The organism is Serratia sp. (in: enterobacteria), assembly GCF_051654945.1.
GTDB lineage: Bacteria > Pseudomonadota > Gammaproteobacteria > Enterobacterales > Enterobacteriaceae > Chania.
In genome coordinates, this window is the sequence record NZ_JBOFZA010000023.1 from 61786 (window position 1) to 86334 (window position 24549).

The window sequence follows — 24549 nt, forward strand, 5'->3', positions numbered from 1 at the left end:
AGAAGGATGAACAACATGTCTGAACTACAAACTAAAAAGCACTTCGTTGAACTGAAAAACGTCGCCAAGCGGTTTGGCAACAACACCGTGATTGAAAACCTGAGCCTGGCTATCCCACGCGGAGATATGGTGACGCTGCTTGGCCCTTCCGGCTGCGGTAAAACTACGGTCCTGCGCCTGGTCGCCGGGCTGGAAAAGCCCAGCGGCGGGCAGATCTTTATCGACGGCGAGGACGTGACCGATCGCTCCATTCAGCAGCGGGACATCTGTATGGTATTTCAGTCCTACGCGCTGTTCCCGCATATGTCGCTGGGAGATAACATCGGCTATGGCCTGAAGATGCTGGGCAGGCCCAAGGCGGAGATCCGCGATCGGGTGCGTGAAGCCCTGATGCTGGTCGATCTGGAAGGCTTCGAGGAGCGCTATGTCGATCAGATCTCCGGCGGCCAGCAGCAACGTGTGGCCCTGGCACGTGCGCTGATCCTGAAACCCAAAGTGTTGCTGTTCGATGAGCCGTTGAGCAACCTGGATGCCAACCTGCGCCGCAGCATGCGCGAGAAGATCCGCGAGTTGCAGCAGCAGTTCAATATCACTTCGCTATACGTTACCCACGATCAGAGTGAAGCCTTTGCGGTTTCAGACACCGTGCTGGTGATGAACAAAGGAGAAATCATGCAGATTGGCGCGCCGCAGACGCTGTACCGCTACCCGGCCTCACGCTTTATGGCCGGATTTATGGGCGATGCCAACATCTTCCCGGCCAAGGTGACCAGCAGCGGCGTAGAGATCTTTGGCTACCCGGTGCCGCGCCCGCAGGGCTTTGCCCCCGGTTTGCAGCAATGCACCGTTGGCGTACGTCCGGAAGCCATCACCCTCAGCCAGCAAGGGGAAGCCAGCCAGCGTTGCACCATCAGCAAAGTGGCGTATATGGGGCCACAGTATGAAGTGCTGGTGAACTGGCACGATCAGTCGCTGCTGTTACAGGTCAACGCCACACAGTTGCAGCCAGAACCGGGCGACAGCTATTTCCTGCAAATCCATCCGTTCGGCATGTTCGTGCTGGCCGACGAGTAAGCTTGCCACCCCGCCCGGTCTTTCGGGTGGGGGTTTTTCCCGTAGCCCATCGCCGCATTTGTCACGCCAATGTGATCGCGCTCGGCTTCTGCTGTTTTCTCACTTTGCAAACGCGCTCCGCCGAGTAATGCTGTCAGCCATGTAAACGCTTACCCCTTTGGCTTGAACCGGCTCAGGAAACGCCCACCATGCATGCTAACTCCCGTGTTACCCTGGCAGAGATCCTCGCCCGCCGCGATTGGCAAAATCCTGCCTGCACCCATTACCAACGCCTGCCAGCACATCCCCCCTTTGTCAGTTGGCGTGATGCTGTTGCGGCCCGTGAAGACGTTACCAGTGCAAGCCAGCAATCGCTCAACGGCGAGTGGCAATTCAGCTATTTTTCGCGCCCACAGGCGGTACCTGAACACTGGCTGGAACAGGATCTGCCGGATGCAAACTCGTTAGCGGTACCTGCAAACTGGCAGTTGGCGGGTTATGACGCCCCAATCTACACCAACGTCAAATACCCGATCCCGGTTAATCCGCCGCTGGTGCCGGAAGAGAATCCGACCGGCTGCTATTCCAGCCGCTTTACCGTTGATGCCGAGTGGTTGGCCGGTGGACAAACCCGCATTATTTTCGATGGCGTCAACTCGGCGTTTTATCTGTGGTGTAACGGCGAGTTTATCGGCTATTCGCAAGACAGCCGCCTGCCTGCCGAATTCGATCTCAGCGCGGTGCTGCAACCCGGGGAAAACCGGCTGGCGGTGATGGTGCTGCGCTGGTGCGACGGCAGCTATCTGGAAGATCAGGATATGTGGCGGATGAGCGGCATTTTCCGTGACGTCAGCCTGCTGCATAAACCCACTGCGCACCTGAGCGATATCCATATCACCACGCCACTGAGCGACAGTTTCCACCGTGGAGAACTGGTGGTTGAGGTACAGACCAATCAGCCGCAACAACATCGGGTGCAGGTGCAACTGTGGCGTAACGATGTCTTGATTGCCGAACAGACACAGGCCTTTGGCAGTGAGATTATCGATGAGCGCGGCGCTTATGACGATCGCACCACGCTGCGTTTGCCAGTAGAAAAACCGGCATTATGGAGCGCGGAGACGCCAGAACTGTATCGTGCGGTGATCCTGCTACTTTCCCAATCCGGTGAACTGATCGAGGCGGAAGCCTATGACGTCGGTTTCCGCCAGGTCACCATCAGCAACGGTTTGCTGAAGCTCAACGGCCAGCCCTTGCTGATCCGGGGTACCAACCGCCACGAGCATCATCCAGAACACGGCCAGGTGATGGATGAAGCCACCATGCGTCAGGATATCCTGCTGATGAAGCAGCATAATTTCAACGCGGTGCGCTGTTCCCATTACCCGAACCATCCGCTGTGGTACAAACTGTGCGATCGCTACGGCCTGTATGTAGTCGACGAAGCCAATATTGAAACCCACGGCATGCAGCCGATGAATCGCCTTTCCAACGATCCGCTCTGGCTGCCCGCCATGAGCGAGCGCGTTACGCGCATGGTGCAACGCGATCGCAACCATGCCTGCATCATCATCTGGTCGTTGGGTAACGAATCCGGCCACGGCTGCAACCATGATGCGCTGTACCGTTGGGTGAAAAGCCAGGACCCTACCAGACCGGTGCAATATGAGGGCGGTGGAGCCAACTCGGCGGCTACGGATATTGTCTGCCCCATGTATGCCCGCGTCGATCAGGATCAGCCTTTCCCGGCGGTGCCCAAATGGTCGATCAAGAAGTGGATCGGTCTGCCCGATGAACACCGTCCGCTGATCCTGTGTGAGTACGCGCATGCGATGGGCAACAGCTTTGGTGGCTTCGATCGCTACTGGCAGGCTTTTCGCAAACACCCGCGCCTGCAAGGCGGCTTTGTCTGGGATTGGGTCGATCAGGCGCTGACCCGCACCGATGACAACGGCCAAGCCTACTGGGCCTACGGCGGCGACTTTGGCGATACGCCGAACGACCGCCAATTTTGCCTCAATGGGCTGGTGTTCCCCGATCGCAGCCCACACCCGGCACTGTTTGAAGCCCAACGCGCGCAGCAGTTTTTCCAGTTCCAGTTTGACGCCCAACAGCTGGCACTGACCATCACCAGCGAATACCTGTTCCGGGCAACCGACAATGAGCAGCTTAACTGGCGGCTGGAACTGGACGGTGTAGAACGCGCCAGCGGTAGCCTGATGCTCAATCTGCCGCCACAAGGCAGCACCACGGTGGTTCTGCTGGACAAGTTGCCGATGATCCATCGCCCAGGCGAGCTATGGCTGAACGTGGAAGTGGTGCAACCACACGCCACGGAGTGGTCAGAGGAACATCATCGTTGCGCCTGGGATCAATGGCGGTTGCCACGCACGCTGCACCTGACACCACCAGCCAGCAGCGGCGTTGCTCCGCAATTAGCTCAGAACGAGCAGCAAATTGAGATTGTCCACGGCAACCAGCGCTGGCAGTTCGAACGTGCCAGCGGTTGGCTAAGCCAGTGGTGGCAAGACGGAAAAGCGACCCTGCTGTCGGCACTGCGCGATAACTTTATTCGTGCGCCGCTGGATAACGATATCGGCATCAGCGAAGTGGAGCGCATCGATCCTAACGCCTGGGTGGAACGCTGGAAGTTGGCAGGCATGTATCAACTGGAGGAGCACTGCACGCAGATTTATGCCGATGCGTTAAGCGACGGCGTGCGAGTGGTCACCGAGCATACGTTCAGCTTTAACCAGCAGGTGCTGTTGCACAGCCGTAAACAGTGGCTGTTCGATTGCTACGGCAGCGTACAGGTTGAGGTGGATGTCACGGTGGCCGACGCCCTGCCCCCGCCAGCCCGTATTGGCCTGAGCTGCCAACTGGCCGAGGTGCACCCACAGGCACAATGGTTGGGTCTGGGGCCACACGAAAACTACCCGGATCGCAAACTTGCTGCCCAGCATGGGCTATGGACCAGACCGCTGGAACAACTGCATACTCCCTATATCTTCCCTGGGGAAAACGGCCTGCGCTGCGATACCCAGCGGGTGCAGTATGGCGATCTGCAAGCCGACGGGCATTTCCACTTCTCACTCAGCCGTTATGGCTTGCAACAACTGATGAATTGCAGCCATGTACATTTGCTGCAACCAGAACCCGGCACCTGGCTACAGCTGGATGCCCAGCATATGGGCGTCGGCGGTGACGACTCCTGGAGCCCAAGCGTGAATGAGGACTTCCTGCTGACCGCCGGGCATTATCACTATCGGTTGCGTTTAAAACGCTCAGCCGTGAGATAAATCTGCCAAAACCTCAACGGGTTGCGCGTTCTGTAAGCAAACGAACGCAGAATGCGTAATCCCCTTTGACTTCCCCCCGGCACCCCGCTATGATTCCGCTCGTTCACACGATTCCTCTGTAGTTCAGTCGGTAGAACGGCGGACTGTTAATCCGTATGTCACTGGTTCGAGTCCAGTCAGAGGAGCCATATTTAGAAAAGCCCGCTTAAGTTTCCTTAAGCGGGCTTTTTGTTCTCTAGGGTACCTCAGCAGTTCACACCCCATCCCGGAATGTGCCCGCGGCACTGCTTATCCCAACGTTATGTTTGATATTATAAGTTTGCGGGATGGCTCGCCCCTTGGCAGAAAAGGCTCAGGTTCTGAGTGTTACCCCATTTAAAATAGACTGGCAGAAAAGTTGGATTTCTGGTTGCTCAATCTGGCAGTCAGCCAAGAGCATTAAGCGGACCTAGAGTCCCTGGGTGAGGATGACGTCAGCGTAAGTTCCGTTCTTTCCACTAAATCTATTTAAATACTCTCTAAAATAGTTTGGATGGATAGTTTTTTCTTTCAATTTACTCAAGAAATTAATCAATTCATAATCATTGGAAAGATTAAATTTATTCATAACAACATATTTGTGAGAAGCAATGGTTTTATAACTGACGTTTAATTCCTTCGCTATCTGATGAACGGTTTTCTCATTATAAATCCTGGCCATAATTTTTACCTGGTGCGGCGACAGCTCCAGATGTGGGCAGGAACAACAACTGCCACAATGCAATTTCCCGCCAGGTTGGTTATACAACTTCCATAAATTGATAACCTTCTGATGTATAACGCTTAATGGCTCACAGCGCTGAATGAAAATAATGTCGGTAGTACAACGAGTTAGTGATTTTTTCATTTCAAATTCACTATCGACAATCCCGATAATAATGCTTTTTTTCCTCGACCGTAACTCAGGAGTGCAAGTGTAATTTTCTCCCTTACAAAGCTCCATCACGATAACATCAGCCTCGCTCACAGTTTCATCGCTAAAATCCATCGAGAAATTCACTTGCTTATCGAACTCGATAGAAAACAGCTCCGTCAGATATTGTTTCATCCCCTGGCGAAAAAGTGCGTCATTATCATTTATTAATACATTTATCATAATACATACCTGAGAAAAATTACCCACCAGAACACTCCAGGAATATTATCGGAATGACTTAACCGCATGAGAGTAATTTTAAAAGAATTTTTCGAAAAGCCCCGCCGGAATAATAACCGGCGGGGGAATATATTTACTGGTAGGTAAAATCTACAAGCACGGTGGAAGAGACTTTACCCGCCTGCACATTTCCTGTCGGGGTCTTCATTCTAGCCGCCAGCGGGAACGACGCCGTGCCTGTCGTGGTGTCCACATTTACCGTCATGGTGCTTCCGTTGGACAGAATCGCTGAATTATCACTCTGCTTCGACATCTGCACCGCCATATTGGTGGCTGCCGTGGCCTGTGCCTCAGTGTTGGCTAACAGCGTGGCGTCGGTGGCGTCCGGCGTACCGCTAAAGGTCACCGTACTGCTAGTCGTGCCTACCGGACAGTTGGTCAGCTCCAGTGAGAAGTTATGCCATGTTGAATCGGCATCGCCACTGACCTGAAACTTTGTGCGACCCAGCGTGCCAAGCGACACTGCCTGACCTGCAACCAGGTCGGAACCCACGGTGCAGGCGGCCGCAATCACATTGCCGTTGATATTCAGACTGCTGTTATCAGCGGCCCCCGCCTGCGTGCCCGGCAGGACAGCAAGGGCGGGAAGCAACATGTTGAGAAGATGGCGTTTTAACATGATGGCTCTCCTGCCAGGTTGTGCTGATATCAGTTGTAAGTGAAGTTCATCAGCACAACGGTGGTGATGGTGCCCGGCGTCGTTCCGCCGTTGCTGTACGGTTTGGCAAACAGATCAAAGGTGGCATTTTTGCTGGCATCTACGTCAACGGTCATGGTGCTGCCGTTACCTTTGTCTGCCACGGTACCAGAACGGTTTTGCAGCTGGACGGCAACTTTGGTCGCCGTACCGGCGTTAGCGTATTTTGACGCGGTGGTGGCATCCGCTGTGCCGCTGAAGGCTGCAGTGACAGAAGTGGTGCCTGCCGGGCAGTTGGTCAGCAAGACATCAAAGCTTTTCCCTGTACCAGTATCACCAAGAGTCGTCAGGCCAGAAGCCAAGTCATCCGGCATTGTGACGGTCTGGCTGCCACCGTTGGCAACGGTACAGGCCGCCGCGACGACTTTACCGTTAATGGTGATGGTGGTGTCTGCCGCGTGAGCAGCCAGTGAGCAGGAACCCGCAACCAGTACCGCAATCATTCCTTTGGTAAACATATTCATTTTAAAACTCCATTCTGCTGAATTAAGGGTGTAGTCAGCCCCTACCATTTGGCAGAGGGCTATATTTCGTTATATCAATATAAAAAATTAGTTATAAATAATAGTGGCGTAGGCAATCGCACTCACATCACCAGTTGGTACATCTGACGTCAAACTGTAGTAGCGCGCAGTCATCGGGTAATTATATGGCCCGGTTATTTGGCCCACATTTGCATATTGACCCACCGTCGTAGTCACCGGGCTACCACTGGAATCCAGAAGCTGAATGCCGATATTCTCTGCATTACTACTATTTGTATTCTGGAACACCCCTTTACTGGCGTCCTTTAATGTACCGTCAAATGACAACGCAATATTCGCCGGAGAAGTACAGTTAATCGGGATGGTAAATGCTTTATCATTTGCCGTTACCCCCGCAGATGTAAATTTGCTGACGGATACTGGGTCCAAATTCACCTGAATTGCCGACTGAGTGATAGTGCAGGCATTGGCTGTAGGTTTAATGATAATAGTAGTTGCAAGACTGAATTGTGCTACGGGAAGCGAAGCCATCTTCCATGTCATGAGAACCTGAGGTCCGAAGCTACCTCCTGCAGCCATACTGCCGGTTTTGACAAACTCTATCACAATAGAACTGGATGGCACACTTGTGCCTCCTACAGGTATCATACCACTTGTCGGCCAGTATCCCCCCATCCCAATCGAATACATGTAGGTGTATTTACCTCGATAGGATAAACCAGGAATTGTTGTTGGGTATAAGTTACCATTTGCAACCCCTGTCCCTAAAAACTCCCAGAGTACGTTATAAAAATCTTCTACAATCGAATCTCTGCAGCCACCAGATAAATCAAAGTTCCCGAAAGTCACATTAATAGTTCCGAGAGTGCTCCCTACTGGAAGACTCGGATTTATGTTAAGGCTTTTTGGGGCAGACACATTAATGTTTACTGGATTACAGGCATAGGCCTGATTGCCCCATGCAAGCCCGCAAATCAATACCAATACTAGTTTTACTGGCCATTGCCATTTATGCGTCATGCGATCAACAGCATATGCTATCAACTTAAATTTCATTCCTTTTACTCCTGAATTACAGCAGGCAATGCCTTAACGACACTGCCCATTAATATTGGTAATTCCCTGCGGATTACCCGGCAGGCTGTAGTCCACCCGGCACTGTTCATCTGAACCGGTGCCCCATTTCACTAACAAGGTGCCGCTCTGGGCAAGACCGGTCAGATACACCTGGCCCTGGTCGCCGACGATAAAGCCTTCGGTATTCTTGTTGGCCGTATTCGTCACCACCGCACCAAATGGCACCGGGGCACCACCTGCACGCATCAGGTTCATCAGTACGCGATAACCTACGCTGGCCTGATATTTCGCTCTGACCACTGCGCCACGGGTTGGTACCACCGTCTGGGTGGTAATCGATACCTCGGTGTCATCGCCGAAGGACTCAGTGTCTAGAGTGACGTCGTTCTTACGGTACGGGCTGGCGTAAGGCACCACCGCGTAACCCCGGAAATCCGTCTTCACGCCAGTCTGGCCCTGTACTGCCACACTTTTTGCATCCGGTGCCGCTACCAAGATGTTGGTCTCACCCAGCGGTTGCCCCAGCGTAATACCGTTCTCGTGCGCAATAATGCCGCCCTGCACACCATAGTTCAGGCGCTGGCCGTTCTGGTCGTAGCTGTAGCCACCGTTCACTTCTCCATAGGTTGAACGCCAATCGGCATTGACACCGCCGCTGTTGCCCTGGCCCTGTGAACCATAACCTTGCTGCGCGCTCCAGCTCAGGTTGTTCTGATCCAGCAGCGTACCGCCCACCGTCACGTTATTGGTGGTGTTACCCTGTTTACTGGTATTGACCATATAGTTCGCGTAGGTCGTCGAGCCTTTGTCGAAGATGCTGAACGGCACGCTGACGTTCACCGACAACAGTTGGTCCTCATCGTATTGCTTGCCGCCATTACCGTTACTGCTGGAGTTACGGTTGTAGCTGTAGTTAATCCCGTAGCTGATGCTGTTGTACGAGTTGTTATACCCCACCCCATAAGACTGCAGCGTCTTTTCGGTGTTGTAGTAATCTTCCCGTACCGCGCTCAACGACATGCTGCCGCCCAGACTGCCCAACGACTGTGACATCGTCAGCTCAGCACGGTTGCGACGGCGCTCGGTGAGCGGCGTGTAGTTGGTATCGCGGTAGGTATCCAGAACCTCTTGCATGCCCCAGTAGCCACTCGTTGCATAGCGGTAGCCCGCAATTGCAAAGTTGGTTCCGGTTTCGGCAAAGTTTTTGCTGTAGCGCATGCGCCAGGACTGTCCGCTCTCTTTCGGCTTGTCCTGCATGGTTGACCACGCCTGGGTCACATCCACCGACACCGCACCGATATCCCCCATGTTCTTGCCAAGGCCCACGGCCAGCGACTGGTACTTGCTGGCGAACTGTCCGCCGCCATAGACGGTAAAGCCCTTCGGCAAACCGTAAATCGCCGTCGCTTCCGTTAGCGGGGTCTTATCCACGCTGCTGTCATAGGAGCGATAGACACCACTGGTGATGCTGTACTTGAAGCGACCTTCACGCTGCAGCACTGGCAGTGAGGCAAACGGAATAACCAGTTGCTGCTCGCTGCCGTCAGATTCCTTGATGGTGACATTCAGGTCACCGGAACCGCCGGTCGGATACATATCGGTAATTTCAAACGCCCCCGGTGAAACCGACGTCTGATAAATCACGTAGCCGTTCTGGCGAATAGTCACCTGAGCATTGGTTCTGGCAATCCCGCGCACCACTGGCGCATAGCCTTTCAGCGAGTCCGGCAGCATGTCGTCGTCCGACGCCAGTTGCACACCGCGATAGGAGATGCTGTCAAACACGTCCGATGGGGTAGAGCTGTCACCGGTGGTCAACTGGCTTTTCAGCGCAATAATGTCGCGCTGGGCATAGGTGTAGACCGTGTCCCAGTTATTCTCTGTTTTACCGCCCGGGCCGCCGTTGGTGGAGCGAGTCCAAGTGGTGTAGTTGCGTAGACGCCACGAGCCGATGTTGAGACCCGGACGCAGGTTCACATACTGGCTGCTGCTGTCGTAACCGCTGCCGCTTTTCGCATAGTTGTTCGAACCACTGGCGCTATAGTTGAGCAGTAACGCAGGGATCCCTTCGTCCCAGGATTTCGGGTCCACCCAGCCGCGTGCGGCGTTGTTCACCGACGACTGCGGGAAGCTCAGCAATAGTTGCTGGCGGTTAAAGCGAAAATCGCTACTCGCCTGCGGAATGGCCATGATATTGGCGCAGGCGCTGCCCGGTGCCCCCACCGCTGGGTAGGCTTTGGTAATAACCCCCCAACTATCGAGCACATCAACCGGCAGACACGGCAACAGCTTGTCATGACCTGCGGCATCCTTGCCCATGCGGAACTCCACGTCGCGGGTTTCCATCTTCTGGTTATTCAGAAAAACGTCCACACGATAAGTACCAGGCATCTGACCACCCTGGTCTTCAAATGCTGAGAGGTCGACTGCCTTCTGACCTGGGGTACCCAGTTCCAGCAGCGCGGGGTTAAAATAATCCCTCGCATACCCATCAGCCATCATCCCAAACGGCAAAGCCAACTGGGCGGCAACAAAATACGCCACCCGGCTTAAGCGCAACCGCGGGCGATCTTCTTTATTGTTATGACTCATCCTTAAAGCTCCATTGCCTGAGATTTACGCCAGCACGTCCTGGTCGGCTGTGCTATCAGTCTTTATAAAAACAATGCCATTAATGACCCGGTGAGTGCTCAGCACCCGTGCCGCCGTAGTCGGTGATCAGTTTCCACGTCACCGAGCCGGAAGCGCCCTGGGCATCAAACGTCGCGCTGCTCATCGGAGCGACAAAGGTCACCCCTTTCAGCTCACGCCCACCCACTTTTACCTGCTGGAAGTTCATGTAGTACGCCGTCGGGTTGGTGACGGTCAGTTTCGAACCGCTCTGACTCCAGGTCAGGTTTTTAGTCAGTTCTTCCGGGGTCTTTTTCATCAGTCCCAGTGGGCGATAAATCAGCTTGATACGGGTCTTCACCGCAATCTGCAGGGTGTTAGCGTTGTCTTTTTTGGTCCCTGTCGGGATCGACTTGATGTTCAGCCAGTACAGCGACTCTCGGTCTTCTGGAAGGTTTCCGCCGGTGCGCACGATACGCAACAGGTTCTGCTCGTTACCGTCCAGTCGGAACAGTGGCGGTGTGACAATAAAGGGGGCTTTCTCAGCGCCACCGTTTTGGGTATCCGCCCAAGACTGAATAAGGTAAGGACCGGTGTCCGAGTTAGTGACGTTCAGTGAAGCCTCCTTCTTTGACCCGTCATAAATCAGACGTGTTCCACCTACGGTGATGCCACCAACGTCGGCAGCCTGCGCGAGGGATGCAACGAATAACAGGGAAAGTAGAAGGGGTTTAAAACAAATATTCATGTCGAAAGGTACTCCGAAAAAAAAGCTGGCCGAAGCCAGCCTGAGGGCACGTCCCGGCTGACACAGCCGGGACAAGGGCCACTTAGTTGTAAATGATAGAGAAGTTGGCTACGCCGTTAGCTGGACCTGCGGTCACGGTTGCAGCAGTAGATTTGTATGCCGCGTTGAACGGCAGGTTGTTGTCGCCAGTTACCAGCGGGTAAACTTTAGATGCTGTGTGCAGGGCGATTTCAGTACCTGCGTCGTCATACAACTGGATGCCAACGCCAGTCGCCACGCCAGAATCCTGAGTCAATTTCAACAGGGCTGCGTTGGTGCTGTCAGAGGTACCGTCAAAGTTAACAGCCGCCTGTTTGGCAGAAGCCGGGCAATCAGTCAGGGCAATTTTGAAACCCATCTTTGCCGTGGTGTCACCAGCCGCTTTGAACTCGTTGCTACCGTAGGTGCCGAGTTTAACGTCCAGCGGGTTGCTAACAGTGTTCACGATGGTGCAAGCATCATCGGTGATAGCACCGGTGAAGTTGATCTGGCCAGCACCGCCAGCGATAGCGTTAGAAACAGACAGTGCAGCAACAGCAGCAACGGCAACGGCAACAGCGATCAGATTCTTTTTCATTTCATTTTCCTTAATTACTATTTGGAGAAACCTATGACAATTGTCATATAAACCTTGTTGCATCCATTATTAGAAACAAAATTTATTAGGTATAATTTCCTTCGAAAATCGAAGGCATTGGCAATATAACGACCATTTTCATAAACCATGAAGTGCAAGCTACTCAATACTGAGTAGACACGCCGGCCATTACTTTAAAAGACGTCATCTTGCTGGGGACAAAATATATAGACCACACATTTAAAACTCAAACAGTTTCACGGTCTACTTGTAGACCCATAAAGACCAACTTCTTACCCATTGTTTTTAATGATAAAAGAAACAATAAAAACGCCAAGTCAAGGAGTTTTAAAGTAAATCAATACAACAAGAATCCCTGATTTTCAACATAAAAAATCGGTCTAAGATTAGACTTAAGTTTGTATTTTATTTGCATGATAACGGAGCAATAATCCGAACGATTAATGTCTGCATGGATGACAGCGAGGCACAATGAACAGACGTATTTCCGTTGATCGCCCACATTTTGGCATTCCCGAAAGTGGGCATAAGCCCATAAACCATATCAATAAACTCGTCACTGAATTTCTCCCACACACACATACAATGCTGAAGGAAAAAGGAGCGACAATTCAATATACTGTCGATGGAGTAAAGCAGTGCTTTGTGTTGCTGGAAGGGAGTGTTGCGCTTCATCGCCGTGGCGACGGCATGATGCTGAATTCTGAATCCACCCCCTTTGTGTTTGGTATCAGTAACCAGTACTCCACCGAGTCGCATATGTACATTCGCGCGCTGGAAGAGAGCAAAATTGGCTGCCTCGGGCTGGAAGAGGCCAACGCGATTGTCGCGGAAAAAAATCTTTGGGAAAGTCTTACTCAGCTCGTTATCTATACGACCGGGCGAATTTACGACCACTGCGCGCTCATTAGCCAGATGTCAGCTTACGACATCATACGTTTTCAACTGGTTGAACTGATGCAGGAATCTGAGGCTTTCAGGCTTAACACAACAGCCACTAACTATATCAAAAGCCGCTCCTATCTTTCGCGCAGCGGGATCATGCGTATACTTTCGGAGCTGCGTACCGGGGGCTATATTGCAATGAGTAAAGGTATCTTACTTGAGATCAACCATTTGCCATTAAAGTACTAAGCTTTATAGCTATCAACTACCGAGGAAGATAGCTATGAATGTAAGCGAGTTACACATAAAACCCATCAATCTGCCCTCTCCGTATATCAGTAAGTTACTGCAGAGTCTGGAGGGACAAGCCAACCCCCAGGTTTTCACCGAAGGGACTGTCCTTCCTTTTGTCGTGGAAGGTGTAGCTATGTGCTATTTGATCCATGAAGGGATTGTGGGATTTTATCGTGAGGCCGATGAAAAATTACTGGTCGCCATGCAAGCGGCGACAATTCTTGGCATTGCCGATAATGATGATGATTCAACCCGACAGTTTAGGCTGCAGCCTTTGACCCCCTGCAAAATCACTCCACTCACTCTGAACACTGTTTATGAGGTTATCCGCCAGAAAGCGTTGTGGGAAACACTGGCAAGGCATCTGAATGCGGTAGTATTTAAATTGATACAGTCTTCAATTCAACTGAGCGCCCCTTCCGCCTATGAAATCATGCGTTATCAGTTGATGGAGTTAATGGTCGAACCCGATGAGGTAAGACTACGCATGACTGCTGAACGCTATATCAGATATAAAACCAATCTTTCGCGTAGTGGCATAATGCGCATTTTGTCGAATCTGAAAACAGGAGGGTATATCGAGATAGAGGAAGGCAAGTTAATGAAAATTAATAAATTGCCAGCAAAATATTGAATAGGGTGTTCAGTTCAGATTGGCTCAATACTGTTGCCCCACAAGGGAAAAAATGGTCTGTAGCTCAGGAACCGCGACCTACAACACTGGAAGATAAGACAGCGATCCAATGGTGGCGCAGCAATTGCGAATCACCTCACAAATGTTGCAACCAACTGCAAAGAGGGGCTTAATTGGGGGCTTTATCTGGACGATACAAAGATAACTATCTTGTAATCAATTAATTAGAAAATATTTCGAGTCCAGTCAGAGGAGCCAAATTTAGAGAAGCCCGCTTAAGGAAACTTAAGCGGGCTTTTTGCTTTTCGAATTGGCAATATTGCCGTCTGGATTTGTCAGTTAAAGCTCACCTCACCCCTCTCCCAATTTGGACATAAACACTTGTTGAGGAAGAGGGAGTCAGATCTGAACCGCAGTCAGCTAAAGAGTTAAAATGTAGCACGACGGTCAAACTCGCGTATTGCCAAACGCTGCCAAAACGCGCAGCGCCGGGGCTTACATTAAAACTTCATTGGCCAGGGTTTCATGGCTCTGGCAGGCTCTTTTTCCATGACTGGCCGTGGCCTTTCGATCTCGGATATAATCGCAATGACTTGCTGCGGCTCCGGATCCTTTTCTTCGGTAAGTCTTTGCTGCAACCATGGCGCGAATGCGTTATAGAAACGTTTAACATTCAATAAACGCCCGGACTCAATGACGAACCCAATGTAAAAGGCCACCCAAATACCAAATGAAATAATAGAGGCATTCTTGTAGGTTTTATACATACCACCATGACTTACCGCGTCAATAGAGGCAAGCTTCAGAGAAAATAAAGAAAGCCCAAGAAATACAATGGTCAACATGATTGTCATAAACCAGATTGAAAACATCCGCTGCCAATATTTCGCCTTGCTTAGTTTGAACACATCTTTATCAATATCCATGTAACGAGGACTTTTCAGAAAGATATTTAAGCTGGCATCATTGTCGCGTATGCCTTTCTCTCTTGCATATTCAAAAACGTACTCACTGTATTTCCAAGGAATATATATCCCGATACTTTCGTGGATCGTTTTTATAATATTAGCAGATTGTGGATTGCCTTCGTCATGTTGCAACGCACCAATTTTCGTTAGTATCTTACATCTCTTTTTAGCATCCACCTTTATGAAGTTAAGTTTCCACAAACGTTTCGCAATGGCAATCACTGAAGAAATGAGAATCGTTAGCCCACTACCGATGGCAATGAGTAGTTCATCACCGACGCTCTCCCGAACATGCCTAATCACATCAAAAATCATAGCCGTCAAACTTCCTTTGCTTTACTTATCCCAATATCACTACAGGCCCCACTACGCATGGGATCATTGTATTAACCTTTTTACGTCTGCTGGGTTCGCAAGCCCTCACCAGATTCTGGGCGAATCATAGGGTTCAGTTGGTTGTTGTCCACCTATTTCTTTCACTGAACAACGCACCGCGCAACGGTATGCACGGGAGGTCCGTATCAAACACATTGTTGCTCAAGCAGTTAGCCTGTTTAAGCGGTATGGCAATTGCATCGTCATGATAAATTTTTGGGAGTATTCCCAAGGAAATGACGCCCCGTAAACCCTTGTCCGATTTGGGCGAGGGTGTACGGGGCAACTCACTAACTATTGGTTCCTCCATCCACAGCTATTTCTGCACCCGTGATAAAAGCAGCGTCTGAACTGGCTAAAAAGCTGGCAACCGCTGCAATCTCGTTGGTTGTTCCATAACGACCCAAGGATGTCTGATTGCGCCAGAATTCGGCATTGGGACCATCGACAGGATTCATATCCGTGTTGATTGGCCCCGGCGATATCTGATTTACCGTGATACCTTTGGAACCAAGATCACGTGCTAGCCCTTTGGTGAGTCCTATGATGGCCGATTTACTCATTGCATATAACGTCAACCCGTCTCCCGGAACGCGGCGACCAACGCAACTCCCAATATTTATGATCCGTCCCCCTGAGCGCAAATGAGTTGAGGCATGTTGTGCAAACAGGAACGCCCCCCTGATGTTTACCATGATGGTCTGATTGACGGTTTCCAGGGGAATATCTTGCAATGGAGTCCCGCTGATATCCATGTAACCGGCATTATTGACCAGAATATCAAGACCACCGAAACGTGTGATCACCTGCTCAATAACCGGGGCAATTGTCGAAGCATCTGCAATATCAGCCTGAATCGACTCCCCCCGTCTACCGTATTGATGAACATCGGCAAGCACCTTAGCTGCAGCTTGAGCATCGTGCACAAAGGTGATGATAACCTCGGCACCATCGCGGGCCAGACGCCGGGCAATATCAGCGCCTATTCCTCTGCTTCCCCCCGTGACCAATGCAACTTTTCCAAAGAGAGTAGACATGTGAAGCTCCTTATATGGGGGTTAATCGTATTTTTGCTTCTCAGCATTTGCCCTACGCAACAGGCGAATATCTGGGAGTAACGTCATCAAACCAACGATGGCCATCAAAAACCCAATCCAAAGCGGCGATCGCAAACTGAAACCAAAGCTGATGCACAGACCGCCGAGAAAAGAACCGACGACAATACCCAGCGTGATGACGGAGGTGTGTAACGTATTGACCAAGGGTCTGCCGTTCGCAGTATGCATTACGCGTGAAACCATCGCGGGGTTCATCGTGACGCCAACCAGGCCGATCCCCATCAACGCAAGTGCTGCTATCAATTTGCTGTCTGCGAACAGGGCAAACAACACCAGAAATATCGCCAGCGCGATCAACCCGATGGATAATGTTGAGATCGTATGACGCCCTGCCAGTTTGCCAACAACCAGGTTGCCGACGACCGTCGCTACCCCATAGGCAAATAATAAGCTCGCTACTGCCGCATTGCTGTATCCAGTGATCTCTTTCAAGATGGGAGTGAAATAGGTAAATGCCGCAAAAGTGGCGCCAATGATCAACAAACTGGTCGCAAAAGCAGCCCAGAGCTTGGGGTTTTTCAAGGCTCCCAATTCGCCTCGCAAGCTTAGCGCGGCAGTCTTCGGAATTGAGGGAATCAAGACAATACTCACAATGCCAGCCATTGCCGCCAGGGCACTAACGGTCCAGAAGCTTTCACGCCAGCCCAAATGTGTGCCAATCAGGTTGGCCATAGGTAGCCCCAACACCGTACCGACCATAATCCCGGCCAGCACGATAGAAACTGCCCATCCTCGTTGTGATTCGGTAACCAGTTGCACGCAGATCGCCAAAGCAACACCAAAGAAAGCGCCCGATGCCGCACCGGTGATCAATCTGGCGATGATCAATGCCTCATAACTTGCAGCAAGTGCCCCCAAAACCTCACCGCTGATGAAGAGCAGGTAAAGCATGAGCAAGGCCGTTTTTGGCGCGATCTTCAGTAATCCGATAGCTAGCAGTGGGCCACCAAAAGCCATGGCGAAAGCATAAATGGAAACGAGATAGCCAATTTGGGATATCGTAACCCCCAGATCGTCAGCCATGACGGGGATCATCCCAGAGACCTGGAACTCACTGGTCACCATGGCGAATATGCCCAGGCACAGTATGTAGATAGCTACGGGTAGTGAGTCTTGCTTTTTATAAGTGGAAATAGTGAGAATAGGTTTCAGGTCATCCATGTATATTCCCCTCTCCACGATAAAGTAAGCGGTCACCTCCCCCCTCGACTGGCATTTCCTGATGAGTTTGATGATCAGAGGCAATCTTGATTTCTCTCGCCAGGCTATCCTCGGTGGCTACAGGCGGAGCAACGCCCTCAATTACTGGCCGGCCTGCCGCCAAGAAGAACTCTTCTATGCCACCCGGGGTATAGAAAATCAGCATACGGGCGGCCTGAGTCGAACGATTGGTAAAAGCATGTGGAACACCGCGTTTGACAAATACACGCCCCCCCGCTTTCACATGATGTACGGCTTCATCGACCATAATGTCGAGCTCACCGGCCTGTACAAAAAAAAGCTCGTCCACGTTGTCATGCTGATGCATGGGGGGACCACTCCCTGGGGGAATGAATGCATCAATCAACGTCATGGTGTTACCACTGCTTTGAGCATCAAGAAGGATCTGGTATTCGTCACCGCTCATCCACACTTTCGGCCCAGAACCGGCCGGTAAGTAGGTTTGCCTTATATCAGAAGCGAATTTGTCACCTGGATTTCTCTCGGTTGCTGTCATCATTGACCTCTTTTGCGTCGTGTTGGATTAACCCACAGTAGCGAACTGCATTTATGCCGCTATGAGTGTGGCGGGTAAGTTGCTGGAGGTGACATTGGTTTCAATACCCTTAATGTCGATGGTAAGTAATTGCAGCCACTCATCTGATGCAGCAACGAAAGTGCCTTCTGCCGTATGGCAAATGCTGCCGGGTGTTTGCAGTTTGACTCGCTTTTTATCGGGGCAAAGTGCCAGCGATAACACAACAACGCGAGAGCCATCCGGCAAGAAAAAATGCGCGCCAGGATGCCGATATCCTGCCTGTGTATGGCAATACAGTGTCTTGGCATCCAAAGTGAAGTCGAGTAAATAATCCTGTTCACATGGACGCCCACAATAGGTTCGTTTACTTATATCCTGTGGGGCATAAGTCACAGCACCGGTTGATAACAAGGGAATGAGATCCAGCAACATCAGAACATTTTGCTGCTCTTGGATACTGCGTAAACTGAGACCCGTTTCCAGGCCGGATAGCGTAATTTGCCGCTGCATGATGATTGGCCCGGTATCAAGCCCTTCCTCCATCCTGATGACGCTTATAGCACTGTGACGTTCACCGTTACGAACCACCCAGTAGAAAGGCGCAAGGCCTGCATAACGTGGTAGCGGGCTGGGATGAAAATTAATCGGGGCAATGCGGGGTATTGCCAAAAGCTCGGGGCTCAATATTTGTTGAAAATTAGCCACAATAAAATAATCAGGGTCTAATTCCGTCAACTGCACGACAACAGCAGCAGCGCTCACCCGCTCAGGACGCAGCACGGGAAGACCCATCGCTCTGGCTTCAACCTCTATATCTACCTTCAAAGGATCGTTGAGAAAGTAACCGCAAAGGCTGTTTTGCGGGGACGTGACTACGGCAACCAGCTCAATCATGGGATGGGCGGAAAGGATCCGAAGAAAAGGCGAACCCAGCTTCGAATTCACTTCAGAGAACAGCACAATTTTTAGTCGCTTAGGCATTTCAAGCTCTCCATTTGTACTTTTTAACAGGCTAACGTGGCGACTCAACTCAGAAAAATGGACTGGTTGACTGCCCCCCGACCAGCACATTGCCAGCCAATTGCAAAATAGAGTCCTGGGCAACCGCATGCTGACACATGGTCGCCGAATCACGTAACCATCGATCCATTGGCGAACGTTTGTAAACGGAAGCCCCCCCCATCAAGTCATACAGGGTCAGTACGATATTTCGGCTGGTACGAAATGCGTTGTAACGGGCTAATGCGGTGGTCACACGATCATCCAGAGAAAAGACTTCCTGGTTTGCCAACTTTTGCCACTGCGTATCCAGACTGGTGTAAACGCTACTGCGCGCAGCAGCCAGATCCATTTCTGCACGGGATATCGCCGATTGCACCCGGACGTCATCAACCCAAGGGATGCCCGTTTCCCTATCGATCCGTTCAGCGACCTGACTACGCACATAATCCAGACAAGCCCGAGCCATCCCCAGCGGGACACCTGACATTTTTCGCAGTATCGCGTCTGGGCTGCAATGCAGAGGCCCCTGTTTATATGGCCTGGAAAAAGAGAAGCTACGTTCATCAGGAATAAACAATTGCGTCGCCGAATAGTCCAAGCTGCCGCTACCAGCGAGTCCTGTGGTAAACCAGGTGTCATTAATGTGAAAATCTGCAGGCTTAGCCACCATCACACGCCACTGTTTTGCTTCCCCTGTCTGCGCATCTGGCTCCAGCACGCCATCCCTATAGACAAAACAGCCCGCCACCAAGACATCGCAATGCGTAACACCACTGCCAAAGCGCCATTGGCCGCTGATATTGAAACCACCTGGCACCCTTTCTGCGCGGCCATGAGGATGGATCCAACCTGAATTAGCCATGTCCAATGACGGATAGATCTGGCGAGCAATCTCTTCCGGGAAGAATCCCGAATAGATGCCGGAGTCCATTCCAATCATGCTGCACCAAGCGGCAGACACATCACCCGTCGCGATAATTTCAACCAGTTCTGTTTGTTGCACTGAATTCAGCTCAGGCCCACCCCAGGCTGTTGGCATAGCCGCACGAAAAACGCCTGAATTTCGTAGTAGATCCACAACGTTGTTGGGCAAACAGCGCTGTTCTTCAATTGATGCAGAATGCTCACGTAAGAGAGGAACGATCTGCCGGGCACGATCGAGGATGCCATCAGCAGTCGATGGGATTTCTGAGGGATACGGTGCCCCCGTAGTGATAGCGATCATAGTGTTTTTACTCCTGATAGGTCACAGCCGGCTAGGCATAGCGACCCGGTGCGATAATTGAATTCGGGTCAAGCATTTGCTTGATGCTGAGTACCAACTGATGTGCGGAAAGATCGCGTTCTAGCAGGCCTTTCCAATGTGTATGGTCGATATCCAATCGATAAGGATAGAATCCAGCCTCGGTAAATAACTCATATGCCAGATCCAACGCTTGATGAGCTTGCGCAATCTCTTCCAGATTGGGGCCAAAACGTAGCGATACCACCAAGTCGATAAGGTCGGCGGAAAGCGCATTAACCGTCGTTCCCGCACGTATGCCGGTTTTTGCGTAGATGATGTCAATCAGCGCAAAAGCCTTAACAATGGCATCGCTATTGAAGGGAATAAAAGGGAGGAAGAAGAGCCAGCCGCTGCCAGCAGGATCAACCCGTTCAGCATCTTGGCCAACTGCAGATTTCAGCATCTGTTCGTTATAGGAAGGATCACCCCCATAGGCATGTTCGACAACCTGTAACACGAAGTCGTTAGATGCCGCAGGCGCAGCATCTGACCGGGTCACTTGGGTGAATTGCTTACTTTCAGCGACTTCATCAAGCAGTACCTGCGCGATAGCTTTCACCCGCAGCGCGGTACCAGAAACACATATCAACACCAGATGTTGCCCTGGATTACCACCATAAGACTCAGTAGAAACGGCGTCATAAATTTTAAGCACGCCGGAGACAAGATCCTGCGCCACCCAGCGCCGCAATACCGAAATTGCCTGATGAATATTTTCCTGTGGAAAACTCAATCTCAATACACATTGCGCTTCTGGCCGAGGTAATAATTTGACCACCGCCGCCGTCACAATCCCAAGGTTTGATTGTACAAACAGCGGAAGTAATGAAGGGCCTAATCCATGAGGATTAACCGCTGCTTTCTTTGAGGCTTCCGGCCACCAACCCACATGAATCAACTCACCATTCGGGAGTACCACTTCTAAACCAGCAATATCTTCAGTCCGTTGACGTTGCAGCCCAACCCCACGATCAAGCGCATTGCCAACAACGCTGGTATGCCCTGATGAGGCTGTGACATTGAGGATTCGCTCTGTCCCAATCAGTGCCTGAAACAGTTCAAACTGTGTAACACCAGGCTCAATCACTGCCCATCCTGACGAACAATCGAGGGCTCGTTGGCTTTTCAAATGTCCAAGATCCATCACCACGACACCATCAGTGGCGGGTTGCGCAGACCCTAACCCCCAGTTTTTCCCTGTGCTTATCGTGTGGAGGCCGATATGTGTTTTAAATTGATTAAACAGGCGAACAATCTGCTGAACCTGTTCCACAGCATGGGGGCGGATGACGGCATGAATAGTGCGCGATCTGAATTGACTGACATTACGTTGCGGCGCCAAGGCTAATGAAACCGTTGATTTATTATAGGTTAAATTCTCCTCGCCTATCAGTTGCTCAACCTGAACCAACACCTGTTGTAGCGCCATGAAGTCTATCGGTTGCGATCTGCGATTATTTTGATCCATCAACATTTCTCCTTGAGAAAGCATCGTGGTCGGTTTAAGGACGGCTTAAATAACCCGAGGGGTCTGCATTGGTCGGACAGCTGTCGTACCAGGCAGATAAATATGGTGTGGTTCACCGTGACGTCTGCGCCAATTCACATGAACGAGCAAACGGATCACTCTGGGGATCATTATCTGGGTGGGTAGCTCCGCAGCACATAACATGGGAACCCCTCCCCAACCCGCTTCCTGTGCAGCGAGAGGGGGAAGTTCGCTGCTCAGATCCGGGGTAACGGTAAAAATGAAACTAATCAGGTCTGAATGGCGCAAACCATTGCGGGTAATGAGTTGGGTAATTAATGCCGAGGTACCTGATGCAATCAATTCCGGCGTATCGAATGCGATCTGTACGGCCCCTCTTATCGCCCGGAAGCGAGAAGCGCTAGAACCTGCCCTCCTTGTCTGTTTACGCATACCGAGCACTCCATTTGATGGCGTTGCGGTTGTATTGGCGTCCACACGGTCAAAGAGCGATTCCAGCGCAGTGCGGCTAGCCGTTGTTAATTTTATGGATCACGAAAAGACGATGCATTATGAGATTATTATCTATTTCTGTAATAACGATTACAGAAAACTAACACCCTTGCCAAAGTCAATCAAGTGAATTATGTTAGCGCCACTACAGAAATAAAGTGAGGTAAAGGGCATGTCGGTAAGAGGAAGACCTCTGAGTTTTGATCGAGGGCAAGCGCTCAAACGTGCAATGGAGGTGTTCTGGTCTAAAGGCTATGAGGGAGCGCAATTGGTTGACCTCACGACAGCGATGGGGATCAATCCACCCAGTTTTTATGCGGCTTTCGGCAATAAGAAAGCGGCATTCTGCGAGGCCGTTGATCTGTATATTGAGACTGTAGGGTGCAAATCAGCACATGCACTCAATACCGCCAAGACGGCGCGCGCAGGGCTGAAAGCCATGCTCAAATGCACCATTGATATCGCTACATCCAATGAATCTGGAGGGTGTCTTATCGTGTTAGGCGTAGTGAATAATTTCCCTGAAAACCATGAGGTATGGACATACCTTAAAAATGCTCGTCGCGACACATTGGCGATGATCCGTACCCGGCTTGAGCAAGGTGTGATGGAGGGGGATCTCCCCGCGGATACCGATGTTACAGTGCTCGCTTCCTATTTTTTGGGGCTAACGCAGACTATCTCATTTCAAGCCCGTGATGGAGTCTCACGTACTGCGCTCACACGTTTGATAGAACCCGCAATGGCCGCTATCCCGTTTGCTCCTCCAGTCACTTCTTCCAGGTCAGCAAAAACTCCACCAAAGCGGTAAGCTCCTCATCGCGTATACGGATCTTGACCTTACGCCCTGCCCAGGCAATGCTGCTGCGTTGAGCCGTATTTATTGATCGCGACAAAATCACTTGTCACAGCTTTCAGGTAAAACTCAGATGATTGTTGCCTGCTTCAATAGCGATTCACTCTGCTGTGCGAAAAGCCTGCTGCTTTAATTTGCTACTTCATACCAGGAGCAATGTACCTGTCCTCTCATCAGAGGTGACCCCTTCTTACGGCCATAATGACACGTCGTTTACATAAGCGTACCAGCATGTCGGGCATAAACATTAAAACGCCTCCGGTTGCCGGCAACAAATCCGCATCATCAAACCCAGAACCCGTCCCCAGATCACACCCTTAACATTTAACATGAAAAGTACAATTTTTTACCTGAATGTTACATTCCTTTAAAATCACCTTGCCGCATACTCATCGCACGCCCACCCTACAGAGGGAACTTACTGATGAAAACTAGCAACCCGATGCTGGAAAAATTACTGCCGATTCTGCCACTTATCGCTGCCAATGCCGCCCAGGCAGAAAGCGAACGAAAAGTACCGGAAGAGAATATCCGTTTGTTAAAAAGCATAGGTATGCACCGGGTCTTCCAACCGAAAAAATTCGGTGGCTTGGAAATCTCCTTGCCGGAGTTCACCGATTGTGTCGCCGCACTGGCCGGAGCCTGCGGCGGAACGGCCTGGGCCTTCAGCCTGCTTTGTACCCACAGCCATCAGATCGCCATGTTTTCCCCTAAACTACAGCAAGAGATCTGGGGAGATAATCCAGACGCCACTGCCAGCAGCAGCATTGCCCCGTTTGGCCGTATTGAGGAAGCCGAAGGCGGAGTCTATCTGAGCGGCGAAATGGGTTGGAGCAGCGGCTGCGACCATGCAGAATGGGCGATTGTCGGCTTCCGCCGCAAAAACGCCGATGGCGAGTTACTCTACAGCTTCGGCGTGATCCCACGTAGCGACTATGAAATTCGGGATGACTGGTTTGCCGTAGGGATGCGCGGCAGCGGTTCCAAAACGCTGATCATCAACAATGCCTTCGTTCCCAACCATCGGATTGAAGCGGCTCAAGACATGATGCACGGGCGCTCATCCGGTTACGGCCTCTACCCAGACAGCAATATCTTCTATTCGCCTTATCGCCCCTATTTTGCCTGCGGTTTTGCCGCCATCAGCCTGGGTGTGGCGGAACGTATGCTGGTCGCCTTCAAAGAGAAAACGCAAAACCGCGTGCGGGCCTATACCGGCGCCAGCGTGGGTACGGCAACCCCGGCGCTGATGCGCCTGGCAGAATCGACCCATCAGGTTGCCGCCGCCCGCGCCTTTTTGGAAAAAACCTGGCAAGAACATGCCGAACACGGCCGCCAGCACCAATATCCCACTCATCAGACATTGACGTTCTGGCGCACCAACCAGGCCTATGCGGTCAAAATGTGTATCGAGTCGGTCGATCGTTTGTTCAGCGCCGCAGGGGCTACCAGTTGGATGGAAAGCAATGAAATCCAGCGTTTGTTCCGCGATGCTCATATGACCGGGGCACACGCCTATACCGATTACGATGTCTGTGCGCAGATCCTGGGGCGCGAACTGATGGGGTTAGAACCCGATCCGACCATGGTGTAACGAGCAGGAGAACCTATT

The 24549-nt window shown here is 51.3% G+C and carries 21 protein-coding genes and 1 tRNA gene; 7 read left to right on the forward strand and 15 right to left on the reverse strand.

Annotated features, from left to right (window positions below; all coding sequences use genetic code 11):
- Window positions 1-15: 15 nt before the first annotated feature.
- The 3 genes from fbpC to ACRDCA_RS00730 all read left to right on the forward strand — a co-directional run bounded on the left by fbpC (window position 16) and on the right by ACRDCA_RS00730 (window position 4540).
- On the forward strand, window positions 16-1074 hold the full coding sequence (fbpC, locus tag ACRDCA_RS00720) for a ferric ABC transporter ATP-binding protein (protein WP_438687855.1): 1059 nt from the start codon (window positions 16-18) through the stop codon (window positions 1072-1074).
- A gap of 188 nt (window positions 1075-1262) precedes the next feature.
- Entirely contained in the window at window positions 1263-4352 is a 3090-nt protein-coding gene (locus ACRDCA_RS00725; protein WP_438687856.1) for a beta-galactosidase, read from the forward strand.
- A 112-nt stretch (window positions 4353-4464) separates the two neighbouring features.
- Window positions 4465-4540, forward strand: a tRNA-Asn gene (locus tag ACRDCA_RS00730).
- Window positions 4541-4800: 260 nt separating this feature from the next.
- Here ACRDCA_RS00730 and ACRDCA_RS00735 read toward each other — a convergent pair.
- The 7 genes from ACRDCA_RS00735 to ACRDCA_RS00765 all read right to left on the reverse strand — a co-directional run bounded on the left by ACRDCA_RS00735 (window position 4801) and on the right by ACRDCA_RS00765 (window position 11780).
- A complete protein-coding gene (locus ACRDCA_RS00735; RefSeq protein WP_438687857.1) occupies window positions 4801-5514 on the reverse strand; it encodes a helix-turn-helix transcriptional regulator in 714 nt (237 codons plus the stop codon).
- A gap of 106 nt (window positions 5515-5620) precedes the next feature.
- The gene (locus ACRDCA_RS00740) at window positions 5621-6142 is read right to left on the reverse strand and encodes a fimbrial protein (protein WP_438687858.1); all 522 of its coding nucleotides are present in this window, start codon (window positions 6140-6142) and stop codon (window positions 5621-5623) included.
- A 53-nt stretch (window positions 6143-6195) separates the two neighbouring features.
- On the reverse strand, window positions 6196-6708 hold the full coding sequence (locus ACRDCA_RS00745) for a fimbrial protein (RefSeq protein ID WP_438687859.1): 513 nt from the start codon (window positions 6706-6708) through the stop codon (window positions 6196-6198).
- 87 nt (window positions 6709-6795) lie between these two features.
- The gene (locus ACRDCA_RS00750) at window positions 6796-7785 is read right to left on the reverse strand and encodes a fimbrial protein (protein WP_438687860.1); all 990 of its coding nucleotides are present in this window, start codon (window positions 7783-7785) and stop codon (window positions 6796-6798) included.
- 33 nt (window positions 7786-7818) lie between these two features.
- Window positions 7819-10398: a fimbria/pilus outer membrane usher protein gene (locus ACRDCA_RS00755; protein WP_438687861.1), complete on the reverse strand. Its 2580-nt coding sequence runs from the start codon at window positions 10396-10398 to the stop codon at window positions 7819-7821.
- 79 nt (window positions 10399-10477) lie between these two features.
- Window positions 10478-11164: a fimbrial biogenesis chaperone gene (locus ACRDCA_RS00760; protein ID WP_438687862.1), complete on the reverse strand. Its 687-nt coding sequence runs from the start codon at window positions 11162-11164 to the stop codon at window positions 10478-10480.
- Window positions 11165-11246: 82 nt separating this feature from the next.
- Complete coding sequence (locus ACRDCA_RS00765) at window positions 11247-11780, reverse strand: fimbrial protein (RefSeq protein ID WP_438687863.1); 534 nt, start codon at window positions 11778-11780, stop codon at window positions 11247-11249.
- A 492-nt stretch (window positions 11781-12272) separates the two neighbouring features.
- Here ACRDCA_RS00765 and ACRDCA_RS00770 point away from each other — a divergent pair, with 492 nt between their 5' ends.
- Both ACRDCA_RS00770 and ACRDCA_RS00775 read left to right on the forward strand, forming a co-directional pair.
- On the forward strand, window positions 12273-12935 hold the full coding sequence (locus ACRDCA_RS00770) for a helix-turn-helix domain-containing protein (protein WP_438687864.1): 663 nt from the start codon (window positions 12273-12275) through the stop codon (window positions 12933-12935).
- Window positions 12936-12969: 34 nt separating this feature from the next.
- On the forward strand, window positions 12970-13614 hold the full coding sequence (locus ACRDCA_RS00775; RefSeq protein WP_438687865.1) for a helix-turn-helix domain-containing protein: 645 nt from the start codon (window positions 12970-12972) through the stop codon (window positions 13612-13614).
- Between the two features lie 500 nt (window positions 13615-14114).
- Here the strand turns inward: ACRDCA_RS00775 and ACRDCA_RS00780 are convergent, their stop codons facing one another.
- The 8 genes from ACRDCA_RS00780 to aroH all read right to left on the reverse strand — a co-directional run bounded on the left by ACRDCA_RS00780 (window position 14115) and on the right by aroH (window position 22021).
- Entirely contained in the window at window positions 14115-14897 is a 783-nt protein-coding gene (locus tag ACRDCA_RS00780; protein ID WP_438687866.1) for a hypothetical protein, read from the reverse strand.
- Between the two features lie 350 nt (window positions 14898-15247).
- Window positions 15248-15994, reverse strand: coding sequence for an SDR family NAD(P)-dependent oxidoreductase (locus ACRDCA_RS00785; RefSeq protein ID WP_438687867.1), 747 nt, complete (start codon window positions 15992-15994; stop codon window positions 15248-15250).
- A 21-nt stretch (window positions 15995-16015) separates the two neighbouring features.
- Complete coding sequence (locus tag ACRDCA_RS00790) at window positions 16016-17236, reverse strand: MFS transporter (protein ID WP_438687868.1); 1221 nt, start codon at window positions 17234-17236, stop codon at window positions 16016-16018.
- Complete coding sequence (locus ACRDCA_RS00795; protein WP_438687869.1) at window positions 17229-17795, reverse strand: cupin domain-containing protein; 567 nt, start codon at window positions 17793-17795, stop codon at window positions 17229-17231. Before ACRDCA_RS00795 ends, ACRDCA_RS00790 begins: the two co-directional genes overlap by 8 nt.
- A 48-nt stretch (window positions 17796-17843) precedes the next feature.
- A complete protein-coding gene (locus ACRDCA_RS00800; RefSeq protein ID WP_438687870.1) occupies window positions 17844-18794 on the reverse strand; it encodes a methionyl-tRNA formyltransferase in 951 nt (316 codons plus the stop codon).
- Window positions 18795-18843: 49 nt separating this feature from the next.
- On the reverse strand, window positions 18844-20040 hold the full coding sequence (locus tag ACRDCA_RS00805) for an acyl-CoA dehydrogenase family protein (protein ID WP_438687871.1): 1197 nt from the start codon (window positions 20038-20040) through the stop codon (window positions 18844-18846).
- A gap of 31 nt (window positions 20041-20071) precedes the next feature.
- Window positions 20072-21568 (reverse strand): FAD-binding oxidoreductase, encoded by a 1497-nt coding sequence (locus ACRDCA_RS00810; RefSeq protein ID WP_438687872.1) that lies wholly within the window; start codon window positions 21566-21568, stop codon window positions 20072-20074.
- Between the two features lie 45 nt (window positions 21569-21613).
- Window positions 21614-22021, reverse strand: coding sequence for a chorismate mutase (gene aroH, locus ACRDCA_RS00815; RefSeq protein ID WP_438687873.1), 408 nt, complete (start codon window positions 22019-22021; stop codon window positions 21614-21616).
- A 232-nt stretch (window positions 22022-22253) separates the two neighbouring features.
- On the opposite strand from aroH, the gene ACRDCA_RS00820 reads away from it, so the two are divergent.
- Both ACRDCA_RS00820 and ACRDCA_RS00825 read left to right on the forward strand, forming a co-directional pair.
- Window positions 22254-22892 carry a TetR/AcrR family transcriptional regulator gene (locus tag ACRDCA_RS00820; RefSeq protein ID WP_438687874.1) on the forward strand — a complete coding sequence of 213 codons (639 nt, stop codon included), beginning with the start codon at window positions 22254-22256 and terminating at the stop codon, window positions 22890-22892.
- 469 nt (window positions 22893-23361) lie between these two features.
- The gene (locus tag ACRDCA_RS00825; protein ID WP_438687875.1) at window positions 23362-24531 is read left to right on the forward strand and encodes a p-hydroxyphenylacetate 3-hydroxylase oxygenase component; all 1170 of its coding nucleotides are present in this window, start codon (window positions 23362-23364) and stop codon (window positions 24529-24531) included.
- Window positions 24532-24549: the final 18 nt, after the last annotated feature.